This window comes from Sphingomonas sp. DG1-23 (assembly GCF_030730875.1).
Lineage (GTDB): Bacteria > Pseudomonadota > Alphaproteobacteria > Sphingomonadales > Sphingomonadaceae > Sphingomonas.
Genome location: NZ_JAVAMA010000013.1, coordinates 137185 through 155923 on the forward strand (window position 1 = coordinate 137185; position 18739 = coordinate 155923).

Below are 18739 nucleotides of genomic sequence, written 5' to 3' on the forward strand. Positions count from 1 at the left end.
TGCGTGCAGCAAGGCAGCGCCACAACCTTGTTTCGGGAGAGTATCGATGATTCGCCTGCTATTGTCCGCCACTGCTGCGGGATTGACGCTCGCCACCCTGTCGGCTTCCGCGCAGGAGGTCCGGCCGATGCTGCTGCCGGCGGACGGCACGCTGCTCGAAGTGTCGGCCGACGGCGTCAGCGCGCGGACCCCCGATCTCGCCGTCATTCAGGCCGGCGTGGTCACCCAGCATGCCACCGCCGGCGAGGCGATGCGGCAGAACGGCACGCGGATGGCGGCGGTGCTCGCGGCGCTGCGCAAGGCAGGCGTGGCCGAACGCGACGTGCAGACGTCGAACATCGCGCTCAGCCCGCAATATCGCTACGCGCAGAACGAGCCGCCGGTGATCACCGGCTATCAGGCGAGCAATCAGGTGACGGTGCGCTTTCGCGACATTGCGAAAAGCGGCACGATCCTCGATGCGCTGGTGCGCGAGGGCGCCAACAATATTTCGGGGCCCAACCTGACGATCGACAAGCCCGAGGGGGCGCTCGACGAAGCGCGCGCGGCGGCGGTGGCGGCCGCCCGGGCGCGGGCGGATCTCTATGCCAAGGCCGCGGGACTGCGCGTCGATCGCATCCTGTCGATCTCCGAAGGCGGGGCGATGCCGCCGCCGATGCCGATGATGGCGGCACGCGCCGAACGCTTCAGCGCCGATGCGGCCGCCACTCCGGTGGTCGCGGGCGAGCAGGAATTGCGGGTTTCGCTCTCGGTGCGCTTCCTGCTCAAGTGACGCGCATGAAAAAGGGGCCGCCCTTTCGGGCAGCCCCTTTTTGTCGATGCCTGGTGTTTAGCGGACTGCGCCGCGACGCACCAGATTGACGATCGCCAGCAGGATGATCGCACCCAGCAGCGAGACCATGAAGGTCATCGGGGTGATCGCGCCGTTGTTGATCGAGCCGCCGAAGAGCAGGCCGCCGATGAACGCGCCGACAATGCCGACCACGACGTTCAGGAAGATGCCCTGCTGGGCATCGGTACGCATGACAATGCTCGCCAGCCAGCCGACGACGCCGCCAATGACGAGCCAAACAATAAGACCCATGACAAGTCCCTCCGTTGCTAGCCCGGCGAGCCGGGCGACGTAGGGAAAAATCCGCAAACACTTATGTTGGTTCCGTATCGATTTTTCGATGCGCTCGTGGAACTTTCCAGCTCTTCGGCCGTGGCCGAGACGAAAACGGCGCGCCTCCGGTTACGGAAGCGCGCCGCTCTGGCCCGATGGGAGGGGCTGGCTCAGTATTTCTGCTGGCGCTCGTAGAGCGAGCGATAATGCTGGATGCGGGTCACCCGCAGCCCGGGCATGCCCGAGCGGTCGATCGCGCGCTGCCAGCCGGCGAATTCCTCGACGGTGAGGCCATAGCGTTCGCAGACCTCGTCCACGCTCAGCAGCCCGCCATTCACCGCGGCGACCACTTCGGCCTTGCGGCGCACGACCCAGCGGGTCGTGCTCGGCGGCGGCAGCGTGTCGAGCGTCAGCGGCTCGCCGAGCGGCCCGATCACTTTCGCAGGACGGATCTTCTGGTTTTCAATCATCTACATGCCTCATCGGGGCGGGGGCCCCCGTTACTCAACACAACCACCTTTATTCCCGGCGCTTGAACAACGGCTAAAACGCCACGGTAAACGCCGGCTTCATTCCTCTTTCCATCGCCTTAGCTTCGCCGCCGCGGCGCGGTGGAACGCGCCGTGAGCGGGTGCGAGCAGCGCGTCGACCGGCGCCGTCATCGCGAGCCTGGTCTGGGCGCACGCCGTGGGGCTCGCCGCCTGCCGCGCGGCGATGCCGACGAGCAGAACCGCCAGCTCGGTCGGCATGGCGGTGACCGCCACGTCGCGATCCAGTCTGGCAAAGCTCAAATCCACGGATACGAATCCAGTCTCGACTCTCTTGGTCGGCCAGCTTTAGCCAATCAGGATGAAGGGGCCGTAAAGCCGATGGGAACGCTCGCTTAACCTGCGTTTCCGAGAGGTTTCCGGCGCCGGGCTGGATCGGACGACGACAAGCGCTTATGTGCGCGCTCGTGAATTCTGCAGATTTTCAACTGGCTGCGCCGCCCGGCATGCGGCGGATCGTCGTCGCGATGTCGGGCGGGGTCGATTCCTCGGTCGTGGCGGCGCTCGCGGCGCAAAGCGGTGCCGAGACGATCGGCGTCACGCTCCAGCTCTATGATCATGGCGAAGCGGTGGGACGTGCGGGCAGCTGCTGCGCCGGCCGCGACATCCGCGACGCCCGCGCCGTCTGCGACAAGCTCGGCATCGCGCATTATGTCTTCGATCATGCCTCGAGCTTCCGCGAGACGGTGATCGACGATTTTGCCGACGAATATCTCGCCGGCCGCACCCCGATCCCGTGCGTGAAGTGCAATATGGGGCCCAAGTTCACCGATCTGTTCGCGCTCGCGCGCGATCTCGGCGCCGATTGCCTCGCCACCGGCCATTATGTCCGCCGCGTCGAAGGCGCCGGCGGCGCCGAGCTCCACCGCGCCATGGATCCGGCGCGCGACCAGAGCTATTTCCTGTTCGCGACGACGCAGGCCCAGCTCGATTTCCTGCGCTTCCCGCTGGGCGGGCTGCCCAAGCCGCGGGTGCGCGAACTCGCGGCTGAACTGGGCCTCGGCGTCGCCGGCAAGCCCGACAGCCAGGATATCTGCTTCGTCCCCGACGGCGACTATGCCAGCCTCGTCAAGAAGCTGCGCCCCCATGCCGAGACGCATGGCGCCATCGTCGACGAGGCCGGCCGCAAGCTCGGCGAGCACAAGGGGCTGATCCATTTCACCGTCGGCCAGCGCCGCGGGCTCGAGATCGGCGGCGCGCCCGAACCTTATTATGTGCTGCGGCTCGATGCGGCGACGCGCGAGGTGGTGGTCGGCCCCAAACGCGCGCTCGCGGTTCGCACTGCGCGGATCGAGAATGTGAACTGGCTCGGCGGCGACCATGAAGGGCCGATGATGGTCAAGGTCCGCTCGATGGCCAGGCCGGTACCGGCGCGCTTCGACGGCGCGCGCCTGGTGTTCGAGACGCCCGAATACGGCGTCGCGCCGGGGCAGGCTGCAGTGCTCTACGCCGGTGATCGGGTGCTGGGCGGCGGCTGGATCAAGGAAACCGAGCGGGCCGAACTGGCGATTGCCTGAGGACTTCCTCTCCCGTCGGGAGAGGGATTAGAGCGCGAAGCTCCCCTCCACCACCGTCGCGCATTTGCCGCTCAATATCACGCGTTCCCCCGCCAGCTCGCAGCCGACATGCCCGCCGCGCCGGCTCGCCTGAAACGCAGTGAAGCGATCCCGCCCGAGCCTTTTCGCCCAATAGGGCGCGAGCACCGAATGCGCCGATCCGGTCACCGGGTCCTCGTCGATGCCGGCCGCCGGCGCGAACACCCGGCTGATCACGTCGGTGTCGCGTCCGGGCGCCGTCACGATGTTGAGCGTGTCGCCGATCGCCGCCAGCGCGCGGAAGTCGGGAGCGACAGCCAGCACCGCTTCGGCGCTGTCGAGCACGGTCAGGTCGTAGCCGCGCGGGTGGCGCAGCGTCTCGCCTTGTACGCCGAGCGCTTCCAGCAGCCGCGGTACGGCGGCCGGCGCCGGCGCATAAGCGGGGAGCGCCATCAGATAGCCGTCGCCGTGCCGCGCCACTTCGAGCACGCCTGACCGGCGGGTCCGGAAGCGGACCAGATCACGGTCCTGCTCGGCGGTCAGCACGCGATGCCCGCTCGCCAGCGTCGCATGTCCGCACAATGCGACTTCGACCGCGGGCGTGAACCAGCGCAACTCGTAATCCGCCGCGCCGCTCGCATCGGGGACGATGAATGCGGTTTCGGACAGGTTATTCTCTTCGGCGATCGCCTGCAGCACCGCATCGTCGAGCCACGCATCGAGCGGGATCACTGCCGCCGGATTGCCGGTGAACGGCCGGTCGGCGAACGCATCGATCTGGGCGAAGGGCAGTTTCATCTCGTGTCCTTGAGCAAATCGGTCTCGGCGAGCGGATTGCCCGGCTCGTCTACCTGACCCTCGGGATCGACATGGATCAGCACTTCGGTGCCGGGAAATTCCTGCGCCAGCTCGATCTCGAGCCGCTCGACCACGTCGTGCGATTCGAGGATGGTCATGTGCGGGTCCATCCAGATGTGGAACTGGACGAAGTCCTTTGCGCCGCTGGTCCGGGTGCGCAGATCGTGGAGCCCGATCAATTCGGGATGCCGCGCCGCCACTTCGACGAAGCGCTGGCGCTTCGCTTCGGGCCATTCCTTGTCCATCAGCTGGTCGATCGCGTCGACCGAGGCGCGCCACGCGCCGAACAGCAGCCACAGCCCGATCGCGATGCCGAACACTGCATCGGCGCCGGCGAGGCCGGCATAGCTTTCCAGCGCCAGCGCGGCGATCACCGCGGCGTTGAGGAACAGGTCCGACTGATAATGAATCCGGTCGGTGCCGATCGCGATCGATGCGGTCCGGCGAACCACCGATTGCTGATACCGGGTCAGCGCGAGCGTCACGACGATCGCGACCAGCGACACGCCGATGCCGTATTCCGCGTCGGTGCTCGGCTGCTGCGCCATCAGCCGCTCGCCGGCGCGCAGCAGGATCGCGAAAGCCGAGAAGGCGATCACCGCGACCTGGAACAATGCCGCCAACGCCTCGGCCTTGCCATGCCCGAAGCGGTGATCATCGTCGGCGGGTTGCGCCGCCCAATGGACTCCGCCCAAGGTCACCAGCGATGCGACCAGATCGAGCAGGCTGTCGGCGAGGCTCGCCAGCACCGCGACCGATCCGGTCCGCCACGCTGCCCACGCCTTGAGACCGCCGAGCAACAAGGCGCAGGCGACGCTCGCCAGCGCTGCCCGTCGCGCGAGATTGCTCACGGGTAGAGCAGGCCTTCGGCCCAGCCTTTGCCCGCGCGCACGAAGCGCCGGCGCTCGTGGAGCCGATGTTCGCGGTCCTGCCAGAATTCTATTCGCTCAGGCGTCACCCGATACCCGCCCCAATGCGGCGGCCGCGGCACGTCGCCCCCCTCGAAGCGCGCGCGCACTTCCTCGTAGCGCGTCTCGAAGGTCGCGCGCACATCGAGCGGCCGTGATTGCTCGGACGCCCAGGCGCCGAGCTGCGAATCGCGGCTGCGGCTGGCGAAATAGGCATCGCTCTCGGCGTCGGTGACATGGCTGACCGAGCCTTCGATCCGGATCTGCCGGCGCAGCGATTTCCAGTGAAACAGCAATGCCGCTTTCGGGACCGCCGCCAGCTCGCCCGCCTTGCGGCTCTCGCGATTGGTGTAGAACACGAAGCCGTCGCGGCCATGCCCCTTGAGCAGCACCATCCGCACCGAAGGCTGTCCGTCCTCATCCACCGTCGCCAGCGCCATTGCGTTGGAGTCGTTGGGCTCGTGCGCCCGCGCTTCGGCGAACCAGGTGTCGAACAGGGCGAAGGGGTCGGCGGTCATGATGTCCCGCCTCCTACGCCGGTGTCAAAATCATGTCGAGGAACGGACTCCCGTCTGGCGAATTGAATCGGCCTCGCAACGAGGAGCAAGACGATGGCCGCGCGCGCCTATTGGCAGGGACAGATCCGGCTGGCGCTGGTTTCGATTCCCGTCGAGATCTATTCCGCGACCAAATCGGGTGCGCAGATCAGCTTCCATCAGATCCACGAGCCCAGCGGCAAACGGATCAAATATGAAAAGGTCGCCCCCGGCGTCGGTCCGGTCGACGTCGACGAGATCGTCAAGGGCTTCGAATATGAGAAGGGCTCGTACGTCCTGCTCGAACAGGACGAGATCGATGCGGTCAAGCTCGAGTCCAAGAAGACGCTCGAGCTCACCCAGTTCGTCGATGCCGACGAGATCGACGTGCTCTATTACGAGAAGCCCTATTTCGTCGTTCCCGCCGACGATCTCGCCGAAGAGGCGTTCATCGTGCTGCGCGAGGCGCTCCGCCGCTCCCGGAAAGTCGGGCTCGGCCAGCTCGCGATGCGCGGCCGCGAATATGTCGTCAGCCTCAAGCCCTGCGGCCGCGGCATGGTGCTCGAGACTTTGCGTTACGCCGACGAGGTCAACAAGGCGCAGGGCTATTTCCGCGACATCCCCGACAGCGAGCCCGATCCCGAACTGCTCGGCCTCGCCGAAACGCTGATCGACAAGAAGGTCGCGAAGTTCGATCCCAAGGAATTCCACGACCGCTATGTCGACGCGCTCAAGGAGCTGATCGAGCGCAAGAAGAAGGCCAAGGGCAAGAAAATCCTCGAGGAGAAGGACGACGGTGCTCCCAGCCGCGGCTCGAACGTCGTCGATCTGATGGCGGCGCTCAAGAAATCGCTGGAGAAGCCCGAGGCCAAATCGAGCGCGGCGGTGAAGACCAGGCCCGCCAAGGCTCCGGCAAAGGCACCGGCGAAGAAGGCCCCTGCGAGGAAGCGTGCATGATTTCGCGGAGAAGATGATGGCCAAATCCGATCCCCTCGCCAGATACAATGCCAAGCGCGATTTCACCCAGACCGCCGAGCCCTCGGGCAAGATCGCGCGTACCGGCGGCAATCGCTTCATGGTCCAGAAGCACGACGCGACCCGGCTTCACTGGGATTTCCGCATCGAGGTCGATGGCGTGCTCAAGAGCTGGGCGGTCACCCGCGGACCGAGCCTCGACCCCGACGCCAAGCGCCTCGCCGTCCGCACCGAGGATCATCCGCTTTCCTATGCCGATTTCGAAGGCACGATTCCCAAGGGCCAATATGGCGGCGGCACGGTGATGCTGTGGGACGACGGCGTCTGGGAACCGGTCGAAGGCAAGAGCGCCAAGGATCTCGAGAAAGGCCATCTCCATTTCCGTCTCGAAGGCGAGCGGATGAAGGGCGAATGGCTGCTGATCCGATTGAAGCCGCGCGGCAAGGAGAAGAACGAGAACTGGCTGCTCCGCAAGATCGACGACGCATATGCCGGCGCCACCGATTTCCTCGTCGAGACCGGCCTCACCAGCATCAAGACCGGCCGCACCATGCTGGAGATCGCCGAAGGGAAAGCCGCGTCATCCCGGCGGAAGCCGGGACCTCAGGCAGCAAGCCGCTCGCCCGTGGCCCGAGATCCCGGCGTTCGCCGGAATGACGGAAAGAGGGCGGACGGGAAGCTCCCCGACTTCCAGCAACCCCAGCTCGCCACGCTCGTCGACAGCGTTCCCGCCGGCAATCAATGGCTCCACGAAGTCAAATATGACGGCTATCGCGCGCTGATCGCCACCGGCGCCAAGGGTCCCAAGATCTATACCCGTTCGGGGCTCGACTGGACCGACAAATTCCCCGGCATCGCCGAAGCCGCGAAGACGCTCCCCGCCCCCGCGCTGCTCGACGGCGAGATCATCGCCTACAAGAACGGCAAGCCCGATTTCTCGACATTGCAGGAAGCGATCTCGGCCGGCGGCGAGGGGCTGATTTTTTTCGCGTTCGACCTGCTCTCCGATCGCGGCGAGGACATCACGAAGCTCCCCCAGCTCGCACGGAAGGAGCGGCTGCGCGCGCTGCTCGGGGGCGCCGCCGCCAAGATGGATGAGCGCATCCTGTTCTCCGAGCATATCGTCGGCGCCGGCGAGAAACTGTTCGAGACGATGTGCCGCGAGGGCTTTGAAGGGATTATCTCCAAGCGCGCCGACGCGCCCTATCGCGGCGCGCGCACCAAATCCTGGCTCAAGGTCAAATGCATCCGGCGGCAGGAGTTCGTGATCGTCGGCTGGACGCCGAGCGCGGCCAAGGGCCGCGGCTTCCGTTCGCTGCTGCTCGCGGTCAACGGCCCCGACGGGCTGGTTTATGCCGGAAAGGTGGGGACGGGGTTCAACCAGGCGACACTGCTGGATCTGCGCGAGCGGTTCGACAAGATCGCAGTCGACAAGGCGCCGGTGAAGGTCCCGCGCCCCGAGGCCCGCGGCGCCCGCTGGATCAAGCCGAAGCTCGTCGCCGAGATCGCCTTCAGCGAATTCACCGCCGAGAATGTCGTGCGCCATGGCAGCTTCATCGCGTTGCGCGAGGACAAGAAGCCCGGCGAAATCGTCGCCGAGAAGCCCGCGCCGCTTCCCGAGACCCCCGCGGCCACGCAGTCGAGCATCAAGATCAGCAGCCGGGATCGGGTGATCTATCCCGAATCCGGGCTCACCAAGGGCGAGCTTGCCGATTATTACGCCGCAGTCGCGCCGATCGCTTTGCGCTGGCTCGCCGATCGCCCGATCAGCCTCGTCCGCTGTCCGCAGGGGCGCGCCAAGCATTGCTTCTTCCAGAAGCACGACGCCGGCAGCTTCGGCGACAATGTCCATCACGTCGACGTCCGCGAGAAGGACGGCAGCGTGCAGCCCTATCTCTATGTGGGCGACCTCGACGGGATCATGGCCTGCGTCCAGATGGGCACGATCGAATTTCACGGCTGGGGCAGCCTCGTCGCCGATATCGAGAAACCCGATCGGATGGTGTTCGATCTCGATCCCGACGAAGGGCTCGATTTCGGCGAGGTCAAGAAGGCGGCCGAGGATCTCAAGGGCCATCTCGCCGATATCGGCCTCACCAGCTGGCCCTTGCTGTCGGGCGGCAAGGGGGTCCATGTCGTCGTGCCGCTGATCCCGCAGGTCGATTGGCCGGCGGTCCGCTCCTTCGCCGAACGCTTCGCGCGCGCGCTGGCGCAGGCAGAACCCGACCGGTTCACCGCGAACCTCAAAAAGGTGACGCGCAAGGGCAAGATCTTCATCGATTATCTGCGCAACCAGCGCGGCGCGACCGCGGTGCTCCCTTATGTGGCGCGTGCCCGTGAGAATGCGCCGGTCGCCGCGCCGATCACCTGGACCGAGCTGCGCGATCTCGATTCCGCCAAGCGGTACACCATCCGCGACGCCGCGACCTTGCTCGACCGTGCCACCAGCCGCGCGCTGCAGGGCTGGGGCGAGGCCGGTCAGACGCTGCCGGATCTGTAAGCCCCGGGCATCTCGCACCTCCACTGTCATCCCCGCGAAGGCGGGGATCCAGAGCTGCGGGCCGTCCCTCTTCACTCTGGATCCCCGCCTTCGCGGGGATGACGGGTTGCGTTACGATGAAGACAATGGAACGCATTCCGGTCGTTTACATCATGGGCAGCGGCCGCAATGGCACGCTCTACACCGGCGTCACCTCGGACCTTCCGAAGCGCATTTACGAACATCGGGCCAAGGCCGTCCCCGGCTTTACCGCAGACTATGGATGCAATCGCCTCGTCTGGTTCGAGGTTCACGCCGAGATGGAACCCGCCATCCTCCGCGAGAAGCGAATCAAGAAATGGAATCGTAGCTGGAAACTTCGCCTGATCGAGGAGGCTAATCCCACATGGCGTGACCTTGCGGAGGATTTCGGTTTTGATCCGCTGGAGGAATAAAGCCGCTCCACTTTGTCGTCCCTCGAAGGCGGAGAATCCAGAACTGCACTTTTCTGTTCATTGCCACTCTGGGTCCCACTTTGCCCGGATACCGCGTGTTGGCGGACCATTCCGCACATCTCCCTTGTTGCCACGCAACATGCTTTCCCCCATCACGGCCCGCGATCGGAGGAAGCCCATTTTGGCCAGCCGCGCCGCGACATCGTTGTTCGACGCCGCCACCATCGCCGACCGGTGGATCGCCGACTATTGCGGGCATGTTCCGGAGAGCGACGTCCTTTGCGCGCGCGGACGCGATCCGGCGTGGACGGCCTTGTTCGAGGAACTCGCCGCGCTTTCCGGCGATGGCCTCGCGATCGCCCGTGAACGCGCGCAGCGCCACGCCGAGGATATCGGCACCGGCTTCCGCATCGTCGACGAAGGCGAGGAGCGTCCCTGGCCGCTCTCGCCCGTCCCGCTGCTGATCGAGAAGGGCGAATGGGACCATATAGCCGCCGGGATCGTCCAGCGCGCCGGGCTCCTCGAAGCCGTGCTCGACGATCTCTATGGCGAAGCGCGGCTCGTCGCCGACGGCCATGTCCCTGCCGCGCTCATCACCGGCAGCCCCTTCTTCCTCCGCCCGCTCGCGCGCCTCGCGCCGCCCGGCGGGCATCATCTCCAGTTCGTCGCGGCCGATCTGTGCCGCGGACCCTCCGGCGAATGGCGGGTGCTCGCCGATCATCTGCGCGCGCCGGCCGGTGCCGGCTATGCGCTCGAAAACCGGCTGGCGATGGCGCGGACGCTCGGCGAGCTTCCGGCGCGGCTCAACATCGAACGCCACGCGCCCTTCTTCGCCGCGTTTCGCGAAGGCCTTGCCGCGGCCTGTCGGCGTGCCGAGCCGCGCATCGCCTTGCTCACCCCGGGGCGGCTCAATCCGAGCTATGCCGAGCAGGCGCATCTCGCGCGCTATCTTGGCTTCCTGCTCGTCGAGGGCGCCGATCTCGCGGCGCTCGACGACAAGCTCTATGTCCGCACCATCGCCGGGCTAAAGCGCATCGATGCGTTGTGGCACCGGCTCGATCCGCGGCTGCTCGATCCGCTCGCGCTCGATTCGCATTCTACCATCGGCGTGGCCGGGGTCGTCGATGCGATGGCCGCGGGCAATGTCGTCATTGCCAATGCGCCGGGTGCGGGGTTGCTCGAATCGCCGGCCTTTGCGGCCTTCCTGCCGCGGCTCTCCGAAGTGCTGACCGGGGCGCCGCTCGCGCTTCCCAACATCGCCAGCTGGTGGTGCGGGCAGGATGCCGAGCGCGACCACGTCATCGCCAATATGGATTCGCTGTTGATCACGCCGGCCTTCGGCGCCGCCCCGCTCGGGCTCCCCCGGGGCAAGGCCACCATCGGCGCGGCGCTGGATCCCGACGCACGTGCGGCGTTGCGCGACGACATGGCGCGCCGGCCGCAGGATTATGTCGGGCAGGAAGTGGTCCGCCTGTCGACCATGCCCGCCGTCGCCGACGATGCGCTCGCCGCGCGTCCCTTCACGCTGCGTGTCTTCGCGGCGCGCGGCGCCGACGGGGGCTGGACCGTGCTCCCCGGCGGCTTTGCGCGGATCGGCGAGCATCCCGATCCGCGCGCCGCGGTGATGGGCGAGGGGATATGGTCCGCCGATGTCTGCATCCACGGCGCCGATCCGGTCGCGCCGGTCTCGTTATTGCCTTCGGACGACACCACCCAGCTCCGCCGCAATCCGGGCACCTTGCCCAGCCGCGTCGCCGACAATCTGTTCTGGCTGGGTCGCTATCTCGAGCGTGGCGAGGCGTTGCTCGGGCTGCTCCGCGTGCTGCTCGGCCATTCGATCAGCGCCGACACCGGCGCGGCGCTTGCCGCCGATACCGTCGCGCGGCTGATTCGGCTGGTGGTCGCCGCGGGGGCTGCGCCCGAGCCGCGCGGCCTCAAGCGCGCCGACCTGACCCAGCTCACCCGCACCGCGCTCGAAGACGAAGGGTGGAACAGCGTCCTCGCCATCAACCGCCAGGCCCGGCGGATCGGCGGCGTATCCCGCGAACGGCTCTCCGCCGACATGATCCGCCTGCTCGACGCGCCTTTCCCGCAGCGCGGCGGGCTGCTCGATCGCGCCGGCTCGCTCCAGCGCCGCTATTCGGCGCTCAACGGGCTGGCGAGCGAGCATATGACCCGCACCGACGCGTGGCGTTTCCACGATATCGGACGCCGGATCGAGCGCGCATTGGGCGCGATCCGTTTCATCCGGTGCTTTTGCGGGCCCGAGGCGACCAGCGACGATCTGTCGACCCTGCTCGATCTGATGGACAGCCAGATCAGCTATCGCCAGCGCTATCTGACCGGAATGGCGCGGATTCCGGTCCTCGACCTCGTCACGCTCGATGCCAACAACCCCCGCGCGCTGGCCTTCCAGGTCGCGGCGATCTCGGCGCACCTCAACAAATTGCCGGTGCTTTCCGACGACGGCCTCGCCGAGCCGCAACAGGAACAGGCGCGTGGAATCGCCGCGCTGCTGGTCACCACCAATGCGACGCGCGTCGATGACGCATTGCTCGCCGATCTGGAGGCCCGGCTGACGCGGCTTTCGCAGGCGATCGCGCGGCGGTATTTCCTCCAGGGTGCCGAGCCGCTGCGCGCCGCCGGACTGGTGCTGGCCTGAACCGGATGCTCTACCAGATCCGTCACGTCACCCGCTTCGCTTATGCCGAGCCGGTCGCCTTCGCGCGCAACAATCTCCGTCTCAAGCCGATCCATTGGTCGGGCCAGCAGCTCGAGGATCATGCTCTGGTGATCGAGCCGCAAGGCCGCGTCTTCCCGACGCGCGCCGAAGCAGGGCTCGCCAATGTCGTTCGCCTCGTGGTCGAGCAACCGGCCCGCAACCTGACCATCGAGAGTCGCGCCCGCGTCCGCGTCGATCGCCCGATCCCGGTCCCCGCCGCCACTGACCCGAACCTCGCCGAGATCGCCTCATGGGCGCGCGCCAGCCGCGATGCCTCGCCCGCCGGCCCTGCCGCCTATCTCTTTCCGTCGCCGCGAATCCCGCTCGACCGTGCGATTGCCGAATGGTGCGCCGCCGCTCTCGATCCGCGCCGCGGCGTGCTCGACGCCGCGCTCGCGCTGGCGCTACGCATCCAGCGCGAATTCGCCTTCGATCCCACCGCCACCCTCGTCGATACCGCGCCCGGCGAGGCCTTTCGCAAGCGTGGCGGGGTCTGCCAGGATTTCGCGCAGATCATGATCTCGGGGCTGCGCGCCGCCGGACTGCCGGCGGCCTATGTATCGGGCTATATCCGCACCTTGCCGCCGCCTGGAAAGCCGCGGCTGGTCGGGGCCGATGCGACGCATGCCTGGGTCCTGGTCTGGGCGGGGCCGGCGCTCGGCTGGGTCGGCGTCGATCCGACCAACGGCATCTGGATGGCGGGCGATCACATCGTCGTCGCGATCGGCCGCGACTATGCCGATGTCGCGCCGATCGACGGCATCGTGCTCGGCTGGGGGGCGCAGGAGATGCACGTTTCGGTCGATGTCGAACCGCTGGAACATGCCCCCGCCTGAGCCGGGCTTGCGAAAAGCGCATGTCGCGCCGATGTTCGCGGGCGAAAAGCTCCTGTAAGGGGCGCTCGACATTGGTGATTTCGAACGGGGAATTTAGTGGCCGATCCGTATGCAACTCTGGGCGTGGCGCGGGGCGCGAGCGAGGCCGATATCAAAAAGGCCTATCGCAAGCTCGCCAAGGAGCTGCACCCCGACCGCAACAAGGACAATCCCAAAGCGTCCGAGAAGTTCAGCCAGGTGACTTCGGCCTATGACCTGCTGAGCGACAAGGACAAGCGCGCGCGTTTCGATCGCGGCGAGATCGACGGCGACGGCAATCCGACCGCGCCGTTCGGGTTCGGCGGCGGCGGGCAGCAAGCCGGCTTTCGCCCCGGCGGCAGCGGCGGCTTCGATTTCGGCGGCGAATCCAGCGATATCGGCGATATCTTCGAAGGGCTGTTCGGCGGCGGCGCCAAGCGCGGCGGCGGCGGGTTCAGCGGCGGCTTCGGCGGGTTCGGCCGCAAATCCGCGGCGAAGGGCGCCAATGTCGCCTATCGGCTCGCAGTGGCGTTCGAGGACGCGGCGAGGCTGGCGCCGCAGCGGATCATCTTGCGCGACGGCAAGTCGATCGACCTCAAGCTCCCCGCCGGCGTCGAGACCGGCACCCAGATGCGGCTCGCCGGCAAGGGCGAGGAAGGCCCGGGCGGCTTCGGCGACGCGATCGTGACGATCGACGTCCAGCCGCACCGTTTCTACGAACGCGTCGGCGACGATATCCGGCTCGATTTGCCGGTGAGCCTTTCGGAAGCGGTGCTCGGTGCCGAAGTCCGCGTGCCGACTCCCGACGGTGCGGTGATGCTCAAGGTTCCCAAGGGCTCGACCTCGGGCAAGGTCCTGCGGCTGAAGGGTCGGGGCTTCCACAAGAAGTCCGGGGGGCGGGGCGATCTGCTCGTCACCTTGATGGTCGATCTGCCGGTCGACGACGACGCGCTCGTCGAGTTCGTACAGGGCTGGCAGAACAAGGGGAACCCGCGTGGCCGCATGGGCGTCTGAGCCCTTGTGAAAAAAGGGGAAAGTTCAGACGCCGACGAGGCGGCACCCGGGCTCGGCGTCCGCATCCGCGCCGCGATGGGCAAAATCGGTGCCGGCCCCCGCTTCTTCTATGTCGTCAAACGCGTCGCGGTGGACACCTTCAACGAAGGGTTCACCTATGCCGGCAACCTTGCCTATCTGTCGCTGGTCACGCTCTTTCCGTTCGTGATCGTCGCCGCGGCGATCGCGCAATTGGTCGGGCGGAGCAGCGAAGGCATCCGCACGCTCGAGGCCTTCCTCCAGACGGTGCCGCCCGACGTCGCCGAAGTCCTGCGCAAGCCGGCGTCCGACGTGCTTCAGGCACGCACCGGCAATCTGCTCTGGTTCGGCGCGATCGTCGGGCTGTGGACCACTGCCGGCTTCATCGAGACGCTGCGCGGCATCCTGCGCCAGGCCTATGGCGTCCAGTCGAGCACGCCGTTCTGGCGCTATCGCCTCGGCGCGATCGGGATGATCGTCGCCTCGGTGATCCTCGCGATGGCGGCATTCAGCTTCCAGGTGATCCTCACCGGAATCGAGCAGTTCCTCTATAAATTGCTTCCCTGGGCTTCGAACGCCCAGACGATCGTGTCCTTCACCAAATTCGCGCCGGCACTGGCGCTGTTCGGGGCGCTCTACATCCTGTTCTATTCGCTGACGCCGAGCCGCTTCCGCCACTCGAAATGCCCGAAATGGCCCGGCGCCGCCTTCACCACCTTGTGGTGGCTGTTCGTCACTGCGATGCTGCCGAAGATGCTGAGCACGCTGGGCAGCTACGACCTCACTTATGGCAGTCTTGCCGGCGTGATGATCGCGCTTATCTTCTTCTACCTGATCGGGCTCGGCATGGTTGCGGGCGCCGAGCTCAACGCCGCGCTAGCCGAAACGCCTCCGAACGGAGTAGAGGGGGCGCCGCAAAGGGAGGAAAGTGCGTCGTGACGGGATTGATGCAGGGCAAGCGCGGGCTGATCATGGGCCTGGCGAACGATCGTTCGCTGGCATGGGGGATCGCCCAGAAATTGCGCGAGCAGGGCGCCGAACTGGCGTTCAGCTATCAGGGCGATGCGCTCGAAAAGCGAGTGCGCCCGCTCGCCGAGCAGCTCGGCAGCGACTTCCTGATCGATTGCGACGTCTCGGACATGGCCGATCTCGACAAGACCTTCGCGACCTTGGCCGAGCGCTGGCCGACGATCGACTTCGTCGTCCATGCGATCGGCTTTTCCGACAAGAACGAACTGCGCGGCGGCTATGTCGATACCAGCCTCGATAATTTCCTGATGACGATGAACATCAGCGTCTATTCGTTCGTCGCAGTGTGCAAGCGCGCCGCGGCGATGATGCCGAACGGCGGCTCGCTGCTCACGCTCAGCTATTATGGCGCCGAGAAGGTGATCCCGCATTACAATGTGATGGGCGTCGCCAAGGCCGCGCTCGAGACCAGCGTTCAGTATCTCGCGGTCGATCTCGGCCGCGACAATATCCGGGTCAATGCGATCTCGGCCGGCCCGATCAAGACGCTCGCCGCTTCGGGGATCGGCGACTTCCGCCTGATCCTCAAATGGAACGAGCTCAATTCGCCGCTCAAGCGCAACGTCACGATCGAGGATGTCGGCGGCGCCGGGCTGTACCTGCTCAGCGATCTCGCGAGCGGCGTCACCGGCGAGACCCATCATGTCGACGCCGGCTACAACGTCATCGGCATGAAGGCCGAGGACGCCCCCGACATCGCGTTGGTGTGACGGAACGCAGAGAGGAAATCTCTCTGTGGTAGAGAGAGTTTCTCTCTGATAGGGTGTCGCCTCTAATCTAATGGAGGCGATTTATGCCTATGATCGAAGTGGACTTCGAAACGTTCAAGGAGATTACGCGTCGGCGACCCAGCGAGAAAGTCTCTGAGGGGGATGTCGTAAAGGAAGCTCTCGGGCTAATCGGAGGGGCGACGACCGTCGGTCGCGACGAGACCAGATACTGGGAAAGCGAAGGCGTCAAATTCCCTGTGGGTACCCGTCTCGAACATCGTTTCCGAGACGGCCGCGTCGTCGAGGCTCTCATCACTGAGCGCGGTGTGGAGGCCAACGGTGCCGTATACTCCGGTCTGTCGCCGGCGGGGGCCGCCATTACCAAGCATCAGATAAATGGCTGGCTATTCTGGTTCCTGCGGGATTCAGAAGGCCGATTGGTAGCCGCCGACGCGCTGAGGAAAGCGTGATGCCGGTCGTATTTCGCGAAGCAGGGTACCGCTTTCACTTCTTTTCGAATGAAGGCGATCCGCGTGAGCCGGCGCACGTGCACGTGACCAAGGATGGCGCCGACGCGAAGGTCTGGCTTTATCCGTTGATCGAGTTCGCCTACAATCGCGGCTTCGATGCGCGGACGCAGCGGTGGATCTTGTCCGTCGTTGAAGCCCGGCGGGATGAGATCGAGGAAGTTTGGAATGACCACTTCGCCTAGGCCCATCGGCGTCGATTTCGATGACGACCAGATGTGGGTGCGGCTGGAGGACGGTCGCACGCTCGGGGTGCCGCTCGCATGGTTCCCCCGGCTGCTGCATGGTTCGCCCGACGATCGTCGCGCCGTGGAGCTTAGTCCGAGCGGTCTGCATTGGGATGCGCTCGACGAAGATATTTCCATCGAAGGCCTGATCGCCGGACGGGGTGATATGACTCGGGCGCGGCCCCGCGCCGCGTGACCATCGCGATCCGCCCCGCGACCGGCGGGGACGTGGCCGCGATCGATGCCTTGCTTCGCAGGGCCTTCCCCAATGCGGGGGAGGCGATGCTGGTCCCGCGGTTGTGCGTCGACGGCGACATGGTGCTGACCCTGCTCGCCGACGACGCGGAGACCGGCAGCCTCGCCGGGGTGATCGTCTATAGCCGGATGGCCGTGGAGATCGCAGGAAAGCCGATCGCGGCGGTGGCGCTCGCCCCGCTCGCGGTCGACGCCGGGCAGCGCGGACAGGGCGTCGCCGAGGCTTTGGTCCGCGCCGGCCTCGCGCAACTGACCGATGCCGGGGCGATGCTGGTCTTCGTGCTCGGCGACCCCGCTTATTATGCGCGCTTCGGCTTTTCGGCCGATTGGGCGCGCGGATTTGCCTCGCCTTATGCGGGTGACTATCTGATGGCGCTGCCGCTTCAGGGCGGTGCCATGCCGTGCGGCGAGCGCGGCGCGGCGACGCACGCAAAGGCGTTCGCACAATTGGGCGGGGACATTTGAGCTTCAACACCTTCGGACGCGTGTTCCGCTTCACCACCTGGGGCGAGAGCCATGGGCCCGCGCTCGGCGCGGTGGTCGACGGCTGTCCGCCGGGGCTCGAACTGTCCGAGGCCGATCTCCAGCCGTTCCTCGACAAGCGCCGCCCGGGCCAGTCGCGCTTCACCACCCAGCGCCAGGAACCCGATCAGGTCCGCATTCTCTCGGGCGTGTTCGAAGGCCGCACCACCGGCACGCCGATCAGCCTGATGATCGAGAATGTCGACCAGCGCTCGAAGGATTATTCCGAAGTCGCGGTCGCCTATCGTCCCGGCCATGCCGATTACGCCTACGACCAGAAATACGGCTTTCGCGACTATCGCGGCGGCGGACGCTCCTCGGCGCGCGAGACCGCCGCGCGGGTCGCGGCCGGCGCGGTGGCGCGGCTGGCCATCCCCGAGGTGAAGATTCGCGCCTGGGTCGAGGCGATCGGCGGCGACGCGATCGATCCGGCCAATTTCGACGCTGCCGAGATCGACAACAATCCGTTCTTCTGTCCCGACGCCGCCGCGGCGGTGCGCTGGGAGAAATTGGTCGATGACGCGCGCAAGGCGGGTTCGTCGCTCGGCGCGGTGATCGCCTGCGAGGCGACCGGGGTTCCGCCGGGCTGGGGCGCGCCGCTCTATGCCAAGCTCGACAGCGAGCTCGCCGCCGCCTGCATGTCGATCAATGCGGTCAAGGGCGTCGAGATCGGCGACGGTTTCGCCGCGGCGACGCTCACCGGCGAGCAGAATGCCGACGCGATGCGCCCGGGCAGCGACGGCGTCCACTTCCTCGCCAACCATGCCGGCGGGATCGCCGGGGGAATCTCGACCGGTCAGCCGGTGCTGGTCCGCGTCGCGTTCAAGCCGACCAGCTCGATCCTCACCCCGGTCGAGACGATCACCCGCGACGGCGAAGCCACCGATATCCGCACCAAAGGCCGCCACGATCCGTGCGTCGGCATTCGCGGCGCACCGGTGGTCGAGGCGATGATGGCGCTGGTGCTCGCCGATCAGAAATTATTGCATCGGGCGCAGTGCGGCTGATCCCGCGATAGCGTCGGCTCGCGGTCGATCGGTTTCGTTGCAGCGGCGAAGCGACCCCGCCGCACGCAACTATGCACGCGGTGAGGCCGTTCGTTTCCTGCCATTTCGGTCAAATGCAGGAGTATTAAACATGCGTAAGCTCACCTTGTTCCTTGCCGGTGCCATGCTGATTCCGACCGTCGCGATCGCGCAGTCGACGCCGCAGTCGAGCGACAGCACCAGCCAGGAGCATCAGAAGCACAAGAAGGACAAGAAGGACGATGCGAGCGCGGACACGACCGCGCCGACGCCCGACAGCGGCACCACCGGCAGCGGCACGACCGCGCCGGCGCCCGACGCCTCGGCTCCGACGACCGATCCGAGCGCCGACACCACGGCCCCGACCACGCCGCCGGAAGCCCCTGCTCCGACGCCGCAGCGCTAAACGACAGTGACGCCCCGGCGGCAGCGCCGCC

Annotated in this window: 22 protein-coding genes; 16 read left to right on the forward strand and 6 right to left on the reverse strand. The window is 66.5% G+C overall.

Going from position 1 to position 18739, the window contains the following annotated elements; translation table 11 throughout:
• The first annotated feature begins 46 nt into the window (after window positions 1-46).
• The gene (locus Q9Q95_RS18910; RefSeq protein WP_306098707.1) at window positions 47-772 is read left to right on the forward strand and encodes an SIMPL domain-containing protein; all 726 of its coding nucleotides are present in this window, start codon (window positions 47-49) and stop codon (window positions 770-772) included.
• Window positions 773-829: 57 nt separating this feature from the next.
• Here Q9Q95_RS18910 and Q9Q95_RS18915 read toward each other — a convergent pair whose 3' ends face one another.
• The 3 genes from Q9Q95_RS18915 to Q9Q95_RS18925 form a co-directional block, all read right to left on the reverse strand.
• Window positions 830-1084, reverse strand: coding sequence for a GlsB/YeaQ/YmgE family stress response membrane protein (locus Q9Q95_RS18915; RefSeq protein WP_306098708.1), 255 nt, complete (start codon window positions 1082-1084; stop codon window positions 830-832).
• 191 nt (window positions 1085-1275) lie between these two features.
• Window positions 1276-1575 (reverse strand): DUF1153 domain-containing protein, encoded by a 300-nt coding sequence (locus tag Q9Q95_RS18920; RefSeq protein ID WP_029937039.1) that lies wholly within the window; start codon window positions 1573-1575, stop codon window positions 1276-1278.
• A gap of 99 nt (window positions 1576-1674) precedes the next feature.
• Entirely contained in the window at window positions 1675-1902 is a 228-nt protein-coding gene (locus tag Q9Q95_RS18925; protein WP_306098709.1) for a hypothetical protein, read from the reverse strand.
• A 158-nt stretch (window positions 1903-2060) separates the two neighbouring features.
• On the opposite strand from Q9Q95_RS18925, the gene mnmA reads away from it, so the two are divergent.
• On the forward strand, window positions 2061-3170 hold the full coding sequence (gene mnmA, locus Q9Q95_RS18930) for a tRNA 2-thiouridine(34) synthase MnmA (protein WP_371876810.1): 1110 nt from the start codon (window positions 2061-2063) through the stop codon (window positions 3168-3170).
• A gap of 27 nt (window positions 3171-3197) precedes the next feature.
• Here the strand turns inward: mnmA and Q9Q95_RS18935 are convergent, their stop codons facing one another.
• From Q9Q95_RS18935 to pdxH, 3 genes are read right to left on the reverse strand one after another with little or no spacing between them, the layout of a single operon-like run.
• The gene (locus Q9Q95_RS18935) at window positions 3198-3986 is read right to left on the reverse strand and encodes a PhzF family phenazine biosynthesis protein (protein WP_306098711.1); all 789 of its coding nucleotides are present in this window, start codon (window positions 3984-3986) and stop codon (window positions 3198-3200) included.
• A complete protein-coding gene (locus Q9Q95_RS18940; RefSeq protein ID WP_306098712.1) occupies window positions 3983-4897 on the reverse strand; it encodes a cation diffusion facilitator family transporter in 915 nt (304 codons plus the stop codon). Before Q9Q95_RS18940 ends, Q9Q95_RS18935 begins: the two co-directional genes overlap by 4 nt.
• Window positions 4894-5472: a pyridoxamine 5'-phosphate oxidase gene (gene pdxH, locus Q9Q95_RS18945; protein ID WP_306098713.1), complete on the reverse strand. Its 579-nt coding sequence runs from the start codon at window positions 5470-5472 to the stop codon at window positions 4894-4896. Before pdxH ends, Q9Q95_RS18940 begins: the two co-directional genes overlap by 4 nt.
• A 93-nt stretch (window positions 5473-5565) precedes the next feature.
• On the opposite strand from pdxH, the gene Q9Q95_RS18950 reads away from it, so the two are divergent.
• The 14 genes from Q9Q95_RS18950 to Q9Q95_RS19015 all read left to right on the forward strand — a co-directional run bounded on the left by Q9Q95_RS18950 (window position 5566) and on the right by Q9Q95_RS19015 (window position 18708).
• Window positions 5566-6447 (forward strand): Ku protein, encoded by an 882-nt coding sequence (locus tag Q9Q95_RS18950; RefSeq protein ID WP_306098714.1) that lies wholly within the window; start codon window positions 5566-5568, stop codon window positions 6445-6447.
• 16 nt (window positions 6448-6463) lie between these two features.
• Window positions 6464-8965 carry a DNA ligase D gene (gene ligD, locus Q9Q95_RS18955; RefSeq protein ID WP_306098756.1) on the forward strand — a complete coding sequence of 834 codons (2502 nt, stop codon included), beginning with the start codon at window positions 6464-6466 and terminating at the stop codon, window positions 8963-8965.
• 125 nt (window positions 8966-9090) lie between these two features.
• Complete coding sequence (locus tag Q9Q95_RS18960; RefSeq protein ID WP_371876811.1) at window positions 9091-9399, forward strand: GIY-YIG nuclease family protein; 309 nt, start codon at window positions 9091-9093, stop codon at window positions 9397-9399.
• Between the two features lie 181 nt (window positions 9400-9580).
• Entirely contained in the window at window positions 9581-12061 is a 2481-nt protein-coding gene (locus tag Q9Q95_RS18965; RefSeq protein ID WP_306098716.1) for a circularly permuted type 2 ATP-grasp protein, read from the forward strand.
• Between the two features lie 5 nt (window positions 12062-12066).
• Window positions 12067-12957, forward strand: coding sequence for a transglutaminase family protein (locus Q9Q95_RS18970; protein WP_306098717.1), 891 nt, complete (start codon window positions 12067-12069; stop codon window positions 12955-12957).
• A gap of 96 nt (window positions 12958-13053) precedes the next feature.
• Window positions 13054-13989, forward strand: coding sequence for a DnaJ C-terminal domain-containing protein (locus Q9Q95_RS18975; protein ID WP_306098718.1), 936 nt, complete (start codon window positions 13054-13056; stop codon window positions 13987-13989).
• A gap of 6 nt (window positions 13990-13995) precedes the next feature.
• Window positions 13996-14946, forward strand: coding sequence for a YihY/virulence factor BrkB family protein (locus tag Q9Q95_RS18980; RefSeq protein WP_306098719.1), 951 nt, complete (start codon window positions 13996-13998; stop codon window positions 14944-14946).
• Complete coding sequence (gene fabI, locus Q9Q95_RS18985; protein WP_306098720.1) at window positions 14943-15746, forward strand: enoyl-ACP reductase FabI; 804 nt, start codon at window positions 14943-14945, stop codon at window positions 15744-15746. The genes Q9Q95_RS18980 and fabI overlap by 4 nt, the downstream gene beginning before the upstream one ends.
• An 83-nt stretch (window positions 15747-15829) precedes the next feature.
• On the forward strand, window positions 15830-16216 hold the full coding sequence (locus Q9Q95_RS18990; protein WP_306098721.1) for a hypothetical protein: 387 nt from the start codon (window positions 15830-15832) through the stop codon (window positions 16214-16216).
• Complete coding sequence (locus Q9Q95_RS18995) at window positions 16216-16458, forward strand: DUF4160 domain-containing protein (protein WP_306098722.1); 243 nt, start codon at window positions 16216-16218, stop codon at window positions 16456-16458. Before Q9Q95_RS18990 ends, Q9Q95_RS18995 begins: the two co-directional genes overlap by 1 nt.
• Entirely contained in the window at window positions 16442-16696 is a 255-nt protein-coding gene (locus tag Q9Q95_RS19000; protein ID WP_306098723.1) for a DUF2442 domain-containing protein, read from the forward strand. Before Q9Q95_RS18995 ends, Q9Q95_RS19000 begins: the two co-directional genes overlap by 17 nt.
• Window positions 16693-17220 carry a GNAT family N-acetyltransferase gene (locus Q9Q95_RS19005; RefSeq protein ID WP_306098724.1) on the forward strand — a complete coding sequence of 176 codons (528 nt, stop codon included), beginning with the start codon at window positions 16693-16695 and terminating at the stop codon, window positions 17218-17220. Before Q9Q95_RS19000 ends, Q9Q95_RS19005 begins: the two co-directional genes overlap by 4 nt.
• A complete protein-coding gene (gene aroC / locus Q9Q95_RS19010; RefSeq protein ID WP_306098725.1) occupies window positions 17217-18284 on the forward strand; it encodes a chorismate synthase in 1068 nt (355 codons plus the stop codon). Before Q9Q95_RS19005 ends, aroC begins: the two co-directional genes overlap by 4 nt.
• A gap of 130 nt (window positions 18285-18414) precedes the next feature.
• Window positions 18415-18708, forward strand: a complete 294-nt coding sequence (locus Q9Q95_RS19015; RefSeq protein ID WP_306098726.1) for a hypothetical protein — start codon at window positions 18415-18417, stop codon at window positions 18706-18708.
• Window positions 18709-18739: the final 31 nt, after the last annotated feature.